Raw genomic sequence first — 262 nt, forward strand, 5'->3', positions numbered from 1 at the left:
GATGAGCGGCGACGATGCCGAAGCGCACCGCCCTGAACTCGTCGACGAGCCGGCCTGGACCACCAAGCGCAAGCTGCAGGAAGAAAAGCAGGCGCTGGGCTTCTACCTGTCCGGCCACCTGTTCGACGAATGCCGCGACGAGGTGCGCCGCTTTGCGCGCACCACGCTGGCCGACCTCGCCCAGGAAGTGACGAGCAAGGGCAACGGCGGCGGTGGCGGTGCGGGTGGTGGCTGGGGGGGCAACCGCGACGCGCGCAACAAG

General features: G+C 69.5%; 1 protein-coding gene. It reads left to right on the forward strand.

What is annotated here, in order from left to right:
* On the forward strand, positions 1-262 hold a 262-nt coding region (locus ACVA58_RS28235; RefSeq protein WP_446513546.1), incomplete at both ends, for a hypothetical protein.

The organism is Photobacterium sp. DNB22_13_2 (genome assembly GCF_052873915.1).